Here is a 10,436-nt window from a genome sequence, read left to right on the forward strand (position 1 = left end):
GCCGGTCAGGGGCGCCAGGTGTCCACTGACCCAGGCGCCGGATTGCTGGTGGTCGATCTCCCGGTCCCGGCCAGCGGGGCGCGGCCGAACCCGGTGGCACGGAATCCGTAGGTCGGCCGGCCAACGGGGCGCCCGAGCCGCCCCTGGTGTCCGGCTCCTCGCGGCAGCCGGCCCCGCCGTCGGATTCCGGGACCGGGGGACGGCCGTCGGTCGTGGACGTGGGCAGGTCCCCTCTTGCGTCACGACGACCGTCACCAGCGGCCGCTGCCGCCCTTCGGGCGGGCGACGAATCCGATCAGCCACAAGAGCAGAACGGCGATGGCGAACCACCAGAGGATCTTCACCGCGAAACCGGCGCCGAAGAGGACCAGGGCGAGCAGAAGAACGAGAAGCAGGGGACGCGCAGTTCTCGACCTCCGAAGCGCCGTGCGCCCGGCCACTTGCCGCCCCTGCGGCAAACAGGGATGGGCCCCGGGCACCGGTGGGACGAGTCGGTGTACGGCCCCGGGGACCGGAGGCGGAACTCAGCGGGAGGTGTCGAGCACCAGCTTGCCGACCGTCCTGCGGGCTCGGAGGTCTTCGTGGGCGCGTGCCGCCTCCGCGAGGGGGTAGACCCCACCGACCTGGGGCGTGAGGCGTCCGTCCCCGACCATCTGCAGCAGCTCGGACAACGGCTCCCGGTACATGCCGGGGCGGCCGATCGCATGCATCAGCCAGAAACCGACGACCGCCCGGGAGCGGCCCATCAGTTGAGCGGCGTGGACCGGCTCCGGGGCCTGCCGGCCGGCCATGCCGTAGGTGACGAGCCGACCGAACGGCGCGAGGGCGGCGAGGGACTCCTCGAAGACCCGGCCGCCGGTCATCTCGAGGACGACGTCGACCTTCCTGCCCCCGTTGGCTTCCACCAGCCGGTCCTTCAGGCCCTCCGCGTCGGCGTCGACCGCGACGTCCGCGCCCAGGGCAAGGGCGAGGTCGCGCTTCTCCTGCGTGGAGGCGGTGGCGATGACACGTCCTGCCCCGAAGGCCTTCGCGAGCTGGACGGCGAGTGAGCCGGTACCCCCGGCGGCGGCGTGCACGACGACCGACTCGCCCGGGGCGACGCGTCCGCTCGTACGGAGAAGGTGCCAGGCGGTGAGACCCTGCACGATCAGGGACAGGGCCTGTCCGTCGCTCACCGACTCGGGAACGTCGATCGCCAGGTCTTCCCGCACCACCGCCTTCTCGGCGTATCCGCCGTAGTTGTCCGCGAGGGCGACGACCCTCCTGCCGTCCTCCGTCCTGCCGGCCACCTCTCCGCCGGGGATCACGGGAAGGACGGAACGGGAAAGGTACGAGTCCTCGATCGCGTGCGTGTCCGCGTAGTTGACGCCGGCCGTCGAGACGTCGATCAGCAGGTGCCCGGGCTCCGGACGGGGGTCGGGGACCTCCGCCAGTCGCAGCACTTCCGGCCCGCCGAATTCGGTGACGCGTATCGCCCGCACAGTCGCTCCTCGCTTCCCGGCATGCCCCCGCGTGATGCCCGCGGAGGCCCGCGGATCCTCCGCGGAGCCCACGCTCTCATCAGGCAAGCAGGATTACCAACCGCTCAGTATGTGAGCTGCGTCATGCCATGAGTCCGAATCTGCGTCCCGGCTCCCGGGGTGACACCCTCTCTCCGCTGTCAACGGTGCTGCGAACAGTGCCGCCTCGGGCGTCACCGCCGTCGCTGGACCGCAACCGGTCTGCTGCTCGGCGCGCCCGCCCCCGTCGTGCCGTATCTCCTGTTCGTGCAGGAGGATCCACAGGTCCTCGGCGATGGCCGGAACCGCCTTGAGCTGCCCGCCGCCCAGGCCGGTGGCCGGGCGGTGAAGTGCTTCCCGGCGTCGGTGCCGGCATACGCCCCGGCCCCCGCCACGTCGACCAGGACTTCGATCGGCGGGCCGGCGGCCGCAGCCGTACGTAGTGCCTCGGCGCTTTGGACAGCGAGGCGGTCGGCGTGTGGGTGGCGGGCGCTCCGAGGGAGACGGTGGCATGGGCACCTGCCCGGCAGGGGCATGGCCCGCACACCGCGACCGCTCAGGAAGACGGGTGCGCATCGGCGCCGGCGCTTTGAAGCCGTGCACGCCAGTAGATACGAGGGCTCACAGCCAACCGCGGCGCTGCGCCTGGAGGGCGAGCTGGAACCGGGTCGTGGCGCCCAAGCGGGCCATCAGGACCTCCACACGGCGGAACAGGGTGCGGCGGCTGATGCCGAGTTCGCGTGCGACGTCCTCGTCCGCCACCCCGCCCGCGAGGAGGGCGAGCATGCGGCGGTCGGCAGGCAGCGGACGCTGCGATGGCGCGGCGGCGCCCCGCGCGGGCGGCGTGCGGGAGGCGTACAGCGGCAGCGCGCTCTGCCAGGTCTGCTCGAACAGCGCCACCAGCGCCGAGAAGAGCCCGCACGGCCGGACGATGAGCAGGGTGTGGTGCACGTCGACCTCGTGGATCGACAGGGAGACCAGCGCGCAGGCGTCGTCGATGATGATCAGCTTCACCGGGACCGAGTGCACGACCCTGGCCTGCTCCCCGGCGGCGATGCACGGCTCTATGCTGCGGCTGAAGTTGCCGGGGTACTCCAGTGACTCCCGGGAGTACACCACCCGCTGCGTCACGCCCCGCGCCAGTGTGGCGAGGGCTTCGTCGGTGGCGGTGGGGATCGGGAAGTAGGGCGGGGAGTCGAATTGGCGGATCTGGCCGTAGGCGCCCGCCCAGGCCTGGCGCAGGCGGGGCCCGATGTCCTCCCCGGTGACGACCTCGACCAGGTCGTTCTTGAACGCGGCCGGCCGGCGGCGGCGGAAGGTTTCGAAGGCTCCGGCGACGGTGAGGCACGAGGCGTCGAGCTCGGCGGCCCGGAGGCGGCCGAGTAACTGCAGGCCGGCGGCGGGCGGCAGGGGGGCGACCGCCTCGCCGTCGCCGGCTGCGGCACTGACCAGCCCGGCTTCGAGCAACTCGGCGTAAGCGACGACCAGTTCGGCCTGGTCCAGGCCGGCGGCAGCGCCGAGCTCGGGCAGTCGTACGGGCGCCAGCTCCAGCAGGGCCAGATAGAGCCGGACCGCCACGGCGCCGATGCCCAGTCTTCGCAGGGCCTCGCCGACTTCCCCCGTCACCATGGACGGCAAGGTACCAACGTGGTGCGGCGGGCCGCACCACCACGGCCGAGAAGCCCGGTGGTGCGGCCGCACGGGACTGCTTCCGGCGCGGGTGCGGTCCGCTCCGGTCCGGGTCAGTAGTCGATCGTGTTGTGGTACAGGCAGGACAGGGGGTCCGCACCCACGTCGTGGCCGTCGGCGGCGCGCTGGCTCCAGAACTGGCCGAAGCTGCCGGAGACATGGCCGAGGAAGGTGCTCCACAGGGGACCCGCCGGGTTCTCCGCGCAGGTGTCACCGGGCTCGTTCGCGGTGTCGGAGAGGTCGATCATCGCACCGAGGACCCGGCCCTCGACCGTATCGCCGTTGTCCCAGCCGGAGGTGCCCCAGGTCGGCCCCTCCAGGTCCTGGGTACGGCCGCCGGGCCAGCGGAAGGTGGGATCGCCGAGCGCCACGACGCCGAACCAGGTGGCGAAGCCCTCGGTCCAGGCACACCCCGCCGAGCTGGCCTTGGTGATGTAGTGCGGGCTGCAGTTGGGGGAGGCGGGGAAGGCGTCCTCATAGACGTCGTCCATCACCGCGTGGCCGAACTCGTGCAGCACGAGCACGGGGGCGTCGGGGTCCTCGGCGGCCAGGTGCACGGAATTGTCCTGGAGGGAGTAGTACGTGCCGTCGGTGGAGTCCGGCGCCCAGTTGACCAGGCCCCGGCGGCAGGTGGTGTCCCGGGCGTCCCAGCAGCTGCCGGGCTTCCAGTTCCAGCCGGTGTTGACGGTGTCGAAGGCCTCGACCCCGCGCATCAGGGCGGCGTCGGCCGGCTGGAAGGCGCCGATGTCGGTGGTGGAGCCGGTGGGTACGTTGGCGCGGACCGGGGAGGCGAAACGATACGGCTGGCGGGACTTGCCGTTGCGTATCACCCAGTGCTGGTTCTCGGTGGCGAACTGGACATAGACGTCCTGGCCGCCGCCCTCCTCGTCGGTGTTGTCGAAGCAGAGGGTGAAGCCGCCGTCGGCGCCCGTGACACCGGTGGCGAGGAGGTCGTCCGCGCCGCGCGCGTCGTCGTCATAGACGGCCACACGGGCGTTGGCGGAGACCCGGGTGACGCCGGTGTGGTCGACATAGTTCCACGAGCCCGTCGCGCAGGCAGTGCCCGCCGCGGCCTGCGGCGCCGCCGGGCCGGGTGCCGGTTCGGCGGGGCGGTGGTCGAGGCCCTGGCGGGCGCGGCTCGCACCGGATGCGGCCGGGGCGACGGCGCTGACACTGCCGACCGGGATGCCGAAGGCCGACTGCCGTGCCCCGACGGTGAGGAAGACGCTGCCCGCGTCGGTGTCGTCCGGGTCGGAGGCCGAGGTCGCGGTGGCGCGGATGCCGGCCGGGCCCTCGGCGACCGTGCGTACGGTGCCGCTCAGCCGCCACGGGCGCTGCTGTCCGGGCCGGCCGGCGCCCTCGGCCCGGTGCACGCGGCCGCCCTGTACGGGGACGGGCGAGGCGGCCGTGGAGGTGCTGAGCCCCGTGGGCGCGGTCACCCATTCCAGGCCTGCGGGGAGCTCGACGTCCAGGCGTACGTCCGTGGCGCCGCCGACGGTGCCCACTTCGATGTCGAGCCGCGCCGTGCCGCCGAGGGCGGGCGCCTCGGACAGATGCAGCGCGACGGCCAGGCAGTGGCCGCGCTCGCCGGTGCGGTCCGCGTACGTCCGGGCGGGCGGCCGGCATCCGGCGGCGTCGGCGGAGGCGGCCACGGCCGGGCTCCCGCCGGATACGCCGGCCAGCGCCACCAGCAGCCCGCACACGGCGGCGCGCACGGCGGCGCGGCCGGGGCGCCGTTGGTGTCTACGACTCACGTGCATGGGGGGTCCTCTCCAGTCGGGGAACTCGCTGCGGCAGCGCGTTCTACCGGATCCGAACCCCGCGCGGTGGCCGATCAGTGTCACCGGCGCGAATCGGCAGCCCTCGCAAGTCATAAGCCGGACAACGTCGTTGCACCTCGTTGCACCTTTGCGGCGCGACGCAGGTGCTCGGCGGCGGGACCTTCCGACGGCCTGCCGCGGCAGATCGCCGCACAGGGTGGCGAACGGACGGGCGGGTATTACGTCGCCGCGTAGGAAGCCACTTGGGATCTACTGGTCTGCAACGCTCACGCGATCTACCTGGGATTGAGCGCCCCGACTTGACCCGTGACCGACTTTCCGTGATGACGCGCACTACAGTGGATCACCTGCCACATACCCGCGGCGCAGGGGGTCAGGGACGGTGCGGCAGTGACTACGAGTTGCGTACCGGCTGTGCGTGAACCGGCGCGACTCACCATTGGAGTCGGGGCGGGCGACCCCGCCAGTCGGCAAGGAGCGCGCCCTTTTGCCTGCGTGACCGACGGGCGTGCGCGGCGGGGCTGCCTGAAGCGCTCAGGCGGCGGGGAAGAAGCCGGTCACGTCGGCGAGTAGCCCGTCGCGGTGCACGGCGCTGCTCACGCCCGTTAGGAAGACCTTGCCTTCCGGGCCGATCCGGGTCCAGCGGGCCGGCGACCGGCCGTGGTGGTCGTAGACCTCTTCGATACGGAAGCGGTGCCCGGGGAACGCTGCCGCGAACCCGTTCATGTAGGCGTCCGGTTCGGCCAGACCGGCGATCTCGGTTCCCGGGTCCCGGGTCCGGTAGGTGACGTCGTCCAGCGCGACCGAGCCGAGTGCGGCGAGTCGTATGGCGGGGTCGGCCGACCCCGCGCGGCGTAGTCGTTCCAGAGCTGCTGTTCGTCACTCATCGCTGTTCCTCAGTCTTGGCTTGCTCGAAGGTTTTGGTTTGCCTGGCCACGATCGAGGCCAGGGCTCCGTCGGTGATGGCGTGCAGTCTGGCGGCGGCCGTACCGGCTCGGACGAGGACCAAGAGGCCTTGGTAGAGCCGGAGTGTGCCGTCTGAAACCTCGGCCCGGCGCAGGCTGTGCAGGGCATAACCACCCTCGTCGGGGGTCCGAGGGTACGGTCCGGGGAGCGGCTCGTAGCCAGTCCGGCGTCGCCTTGCCAACGGCAGGACCCGGGCGTGACGCTCGGCCTCGTGCGCGACCGCCGACCCATACTGGCAAGAGAAATCGGGGGAACCCATGTTCAGGCTCGTTCGAAGGCCGTCATTGCGGGGACGCTTCCTCTCGCGCTCGCTGGCAGTCCTCCTCGCCGCGGTCGCCGCATCCGCGGTGAGCGTCGCGCCGTCGAGTGCCACCGACATCGGTACGGCGCAGCTGTCGCGAACCCTGTACCTGACCGCGTCGCCGACGGCGGGCGCGTCCGCCCCCATGAGCCGGAGCATCTACCTGGCCGCGGGATACTACGACTGGTCCTCGACGCTCGAGGGCAGAGGCCAGACGTTCGCGGGCCGGCACATCTACCTGGCCGCAGGGTGGTACTCCTGGAATTGCGCCATCCAGTCGCCGGCGAACGGCTGGTACAGGGACACGTGCACCCTCGACTACGGAGCCGGGCCCGCGTACCTCGTCTCCGACCAGTACAAGCTGTACGTCAGCGGCAGCTACGCCTTCTACAGCTTCCTGTACGGCCCGTTCCCGGCCTAGTTGTATTGCCCCGCAGGATTGTTGACGCGGGTGGCGGGTGGGTGTCCGCCCGGTGCGGTGTGGCAGCGGTGGTGGTTGCAGGTGTGGAGGAAGTCTGCCAGGGCCGCTGTCCGCTCGCTGGTGCTGGTGTAGGGCCGCTGGTAGGCCCACTCTCCGGCAGGGTGCGGGCCATCGGGGATGGTGCCGAGTACCTGTGCCGTTGCGGACGCGCTGCATCTTGGGTCGACGGCCCGGCGCCGGGAGGGCGGCGGGCCGTCGAGGCAGGAAGCCGCAGCGGTCAGCCGGCCGGCTTCCTCGGCTCGGGCCACCGCTCCGGATCGGTTCCGGGGACCCCCTGGGGGCGCCCGGACAGGCGACCCGCTCGCCGAAACCGCGGGCCGGAGACCGTCGTTGAGCGCCCGCGCCGGAGTCCGGGTCGCAGACGTAAGGAAGGCGCCACTTGAGGGTGCTTGCGTTTGCGCGTACATGCCTGGAACGCTGCCCGCGGCCCAGAGGGATCTGCCGATTCCATGCGGCGCGGCCTGTGTCTTGACGTGATTGGGGCATGACGATCTCGAGGCCCAGAGGCTGGGCGCAGTGTGAGCGCAGGAAGTGTGGCGGGGAAGTGGTCCGCCACGAGGTTCGACACCGGGCTTCTGGAAGCCTTGATCAATGCCCTGTATGAGCCTGACAGCCGAAGTCCGCGCTTCGGGCGAGCGGGGTTCGACACGCCAGGCCCGCACGTTCGGTCGGCTGGTCAAGGACACGTTCGTCGGCAAGGGGCGACTTCCGTCCGGAGTGGGTCGACGCCTACGAGCGCTGGTACCGGGCCGGGACGGACCTGCGCGGGTACGACGACGCGCCCGGCTGGCTGCAGGCGGTGGCCCACGGCGCGGACTTGCCGGGCGACCGCGGCGTACGGACCGGCGGCGCCGCCACGGAACCGGCCCCGCTGCCGCACCGGCCGGCCCTCACGACCCACTGGCCGCCGTCCTGGACCTCCTGTACACCCGCTGACGCCCGAATCCCCCGCGCGGCAGGGCGCTCACTCCGACTCACTCGTCATTCAAGTACCACGGGGACCAGGGACCGAAGGTCGTACCCGCCACGATCTGCCACCGCACCCTGCTGCCCTTGGACCCCCACTTGTTGGTGCTGCTGTTTTCATAGAAGTCCTTGTTGCAGACACCCCACTGTCCGGTGTCCAGCTCATAGGCACCGCAGCTCCCTGTGCGGTAGGTCATCCAGCGACTGCCGTCCCACAGATCGTTCTCCCACCGCACTTCGAGACTCACGGCGGGAGCGTCCCAGTTCCGGACCCAGAACTGGTCGCCGTACTTCCTGAAGCACCCGTTTCCACTGGTGACGGACATGCATATGGCGTCTGAGGGAAACGACCCCGGGGTGGCGTAGTCAAGGGCGGCCTGGGCCGGGGACGCCCCCAGGGCCACGGGAAGAAGAGCAGCTGCGGCAACGAAGAGTGCGCGGGAAGTCCTCAACGTGTCATCTCCTGTCCGGGGCCGACCGACTTTGCCAGGGGAGTGTGTCCGCCGAGCGCCGGTCTGTCCACGCCGACGCCCCCTTTCCAGCCTCCCCGCACCGGTGGGCATGAGACGCAATCGCCCCTACGGGGCCGATGATGCACCACCCCCTCGCACACTGCGCCAACCGGCAGATGTGAGGGGCGCCCGGCGAAGTGCCGCACCGTGGCCCGGCGGTGACCGTCTCCCGGTCCTTGGCGGGGCTTCGGGCATGCGGCTCCGACGCCGGTGTCCGGCGTGTGGTCGGGCTGACGCGGCCAGCGACGGAGGTCGAACCAAGAAGCGATTTTCGGGTTCGGGGAGTTCCCGTGATCAGACGGCCTCCGGCTCCGTTGGTGGTGAGGGTCCCTGCGTGAGGGACGTGGAAGCGCACGAGACAGGAGCACCGTTCGTGTCGGAGAGCTTGGCCGATGTCATCGGGGTCGCCGGGAGCGAGCTCCGCTTCCTGCGGAGGCTGCTCGGAGATGTCGGCGAGGACGCCTGGGAGCGCCTGCTCGAATGGTTCATCGACGACTGGTTCCGGCTGGACGTGCTGGGGTTGGAGAACATTCCCGCCGACGGACCGGCCGTGCTCGTCTCCAATCACTCCGGAGCCTGGGGGCTGGACGCCTTCGTGGTGCAGAAGGCCCTGCACCGGTCGCTGCAGCGCCCCCTGTACGTGCTCGCCGCACCGTTCGTCTTCCGTCTTCCCGTCCTGGGATCGTACGCCGCGAAGAAGGGCGCCGTGCCCATCGACGGGAGGGCGGCCATGCAGCGCCTGAGCGACGGTGAACTGGTCGCGGTGTTCCCGGAGGGGGTCTCCGGGCTGGAGAAACCGTTCCGCGAGCGCTACCACCTGCAGCCGTTCAACCCGGGCTTCGCCGTGGCGGCCCTGCACACCGGAGCGCCGATCGTGCCGGTCAGCGTCATCGGGGCGGAGGAGTCCTCACCGAAGATCGGGGAGGTGCCGGCGCTGGCGAAGCTCCTGGGCCTTCCCTACTTCCCCCTGACCTCGCCCTTCCCGTTGCCGGCGAAGTGGCTCATCACCATCGGTGAGCCGATCACGCCGCCCGAACGGCCCCGGGGCTTCGGCGCCCGCTCGGCGGCTGCCCGGTGGCTCTGCGCCGAGGTCCAGGACACCGTCCAGGGCATGGTCGAGCGGGAGCGGGAACGGCGGAACGCCCTCGCGCGGTAGCCGGCCAACGACCTCGCGCTCCCTGCGCGGTGGGCCCCCCGGGGACGGCCCCGGGGGGGGCCGGCCCGGGGCCCGGGTCCTCTCGGGCGTCGCCTCAGTCGGCGAGACGGCGGGCGGCGGCGCGGACGTCGGAGGCGGCGCGGGTGCACCGTTCCGCGTGCTCCAGCAGGTGCATCCGGAAGCGTTCGCCGGTCTCGTCGCCGTTCCAGCCCGTTTCGGCGGCGCACGCGGCGAGGCTGCGGGCGTGCCGGTCGAGGCGGTCGGCGTCGGCGCGGGCCAGGGCCGCGTACGAGGCCGGGGTGGCGGCGCGCGCGGCGGGCGGGACGGCGCCGACGGCGGGGAGGGCGACGAGCAGGGTGTGCGGGGCGAGGGTGAACGGCATGCGGTCCGGGCCGAGGGCCGGGGACAGCAGGGCCGGCCGGGCGGCCTCGGTGAAGAACCGGACGGTCTCCTCGGCGACCCGGACGGCGAAGGCGGTGGCCGTGCAGCCCGTCGCCGATCCGCAGAGCGGCGAGGGCCCGTCGTGATGGGGGGCGTCTGGGCTGTCGCCGGCATCCGCGGTGTCCGCCGCGTCCCGGAGCCAACCGGGGGCGGCCAGGATCTCGGTGCCCGCGTCGACGGCGAGTCCGTCCCACACGAAGCCCGTGCGGACCGGGTGCACGACGGCTTCCACCGGCGGGAAGTGGTCGAGCGCGAGCGCCACGGCCCCGGCCGGGCTCCCTGCCGCGCCCGGAACGCCCGCGGCGGTGAGAGCGAGCGCTTGGAGGGCGGTCGTGACGGCCGCCTCGGAGACCACGGCGAGGGTGTGGGCCAGCGCCTCCTCGGGCCGGCCGTCCCCTGGCGGCGGCGCGGCCTGCGTACGGGCGGCGGGTACCAGGGGTCCGGCCGCTCGGCTGCGGGCCAGGCCTGCGGCCACGGAGCCGCGGTCGGGATCGGGGTCGGCCAGGAAGGGGGCGAGCCGCCGGTTCAGGGCGGCCGCACGGCCGTCGTACGCGCGGCTGCCCGCGGCCCCGGCCGTCCTGAGCACCACCTCGCTGAGCAGGGTGTCGTCGGCCGCGGCCGCCCCCGCCACCACCCGGCGGGCG

Annotated in this window: 9 protein-coding genes and 2 pseudogenes; 3 read left to right on the forward strand and 8 right to left on the reverse strand. The window is 72.3% G+C overall.

Annotation, left to right across the window (positions count from 1 at the left end; translation table 11 throughout):
• Nucleotides 1–251: 251 nt before the first annotated feature.
• The 5 genes from AB0F11_RS27840 to AB0F11_RS27860 all read right to left on the reverse strand — a co-directional run bounded on the left by AB0F11_RS27840 (nt 252) and on the right by AB0F11_RS27860 (nt 5,836).
• On the reverse strand, nt 252–440 hold the full coding sequence (locus AB0F11_RS27840; protein ID WP_362179174.1) for a hydrophobic protein: 189 nt from the start codon (nt 438–440) through the stop codon (nt 252–254).
• An 84-nt stretch (nt 441–524) separates the two neighbouring features.
• Nucleotides 525–1,481: an NADPH:quinone oxidoreductase family protein gene (locus tag AB0F11_RS27845; RefSeq protein WP_362179177.1), complete on the reverse strand. Its 957-nt coding sequence runs from the start codon at nt 1,479–1,481 to the stop codon at nt 525–527.
• A 639-nt stretch (nt 1,482–2,120) separates the two neighbouring features.
• A complete protein-coding gene (locus AB0F11_RS27850) occupies nt 2,121–3,128 on the reverse strand; it encodes a LuxR family transcriptional regulator (protein ID WP_362179179.1) in 1,008 nt (335 codons plus the stop codon).
• Nucleotides 3,129–3,241: 113 nt separating this feature from the next.
• The gene (locus tag AB0F11_RS27855; protein WP_362179182.1) at nt 3,242–4,942 is read right to left on the reverse strand and encodes a hypothetical protein; all 1,701 of its coding nucleotides are present in this window, start codon (nt 4,940–4,942) and stop codon (nt 3,242–3,244) included.
• A gap of 561 nt (nt 4,943–5,503) precedes the next feature.
• Entirely contained in the window at nt 5,504–5,836 is a 333-nt protein-coding gene (locus tag AB0F11_RS27860) for a nuclear transport factor 2 family protein (RefSeq protein ID WP_362179203.1), read from the reverse strand.
• Nucleotides 5,837–6,219: 383 nt separating this feature from the next.
• On the opposite strand from AB0F11_RS27860, the gene AB0F11_RS27865 reads away from it, so the two are divergent.
• The gene (locus tag AB0F11_RS27865; RefSeq protein ID WP_362179184.1) at nt 6,220–6,657 is read left to right on the forward strand and encodes a hypothetical protein; all 438 of its coding nucleotides are present in this window, start codon (nt 6,220–6,222) and stop codon (nt 6,655–6,657) included.
• Here AB0F11_RS27865 and AB0F11_RS27870 read toward each other — a convergent pair.
• Nucleotides 6,654–6,809, reverse strand: a pseudogene (locus tag AB0F11_RS27870) (IS481 family transposase); the annotation flags it as partial. The gene AB0F11_RS27865 and the pseudogene AB0F11_RS27870 overlap by 4 nt on opposite strands.
• Before the next feature lie 629 nt (nt 6,810–7,438).
• Between AB0F11_RS27870 and AB0F11_RS27875 the strand changes: the two are divergent.
• Nucleotides 7,439–7,525 (forward strand): annotated as a pseudogene (locus AB0F11_RS27875) (hypothetical protein); the annotation flags it as partial.
• 166 nt (nt 7,526–7,691) lie between these two features.
• Here AB0F11_RS27875 and AB0F11_RS27880 read toward each other — a convergent pair.
• Nucleotides 7,692–7,880: a hypothetical protein gene (locus tag AB0F11_RS27880; RefSeq protein ID WP_362179187.1), complete on the reverse strand. Its 189-nt coding sequence runs from the start codon at nt 7,878–7,880 to the stop codon at nt 7,692–7,694.
• Nucleotides 7,881–8,568: 688 nt separating this feature from the next.
• Here AB0F11_RS27880 and AB0F11_RS27885 point away from each other — a divergent pair.
• Nucleotides 8,569–9,351, forward strand: coding sequence for a lysophospholipid acyltransferase family protein (locus AB0F11_RS27885; RefSeq protein ID WP_362179189.1), 783 nt, complete (start codon nt 8,569–8,571; stop codon nt 9,349–9,351).
• A 94-nt stretch (nt 9,352–9,445) separates the two neighbouring features.
• Here the strand turns inward: AB0F11_RS27885 and AB0F11_RS27890 are convergent.
• On the reverse strand, nt 9,446–10,436 hold a 991-nt coding region (locus AB0F11_RS27890), incomplete at its 5' end, for a hypothetical protein (RefSeq protein ID WP_362179192.1).

Origin of the sequence: Streptomyces sp. NPDC032472, assembly GCF_040636955.1 — a bacterium.
Lineage (GTDB): Bacteria > Actinomycetota > Actinomycetes > Streptomycetales > Streptomycetaceae > Streptomyces.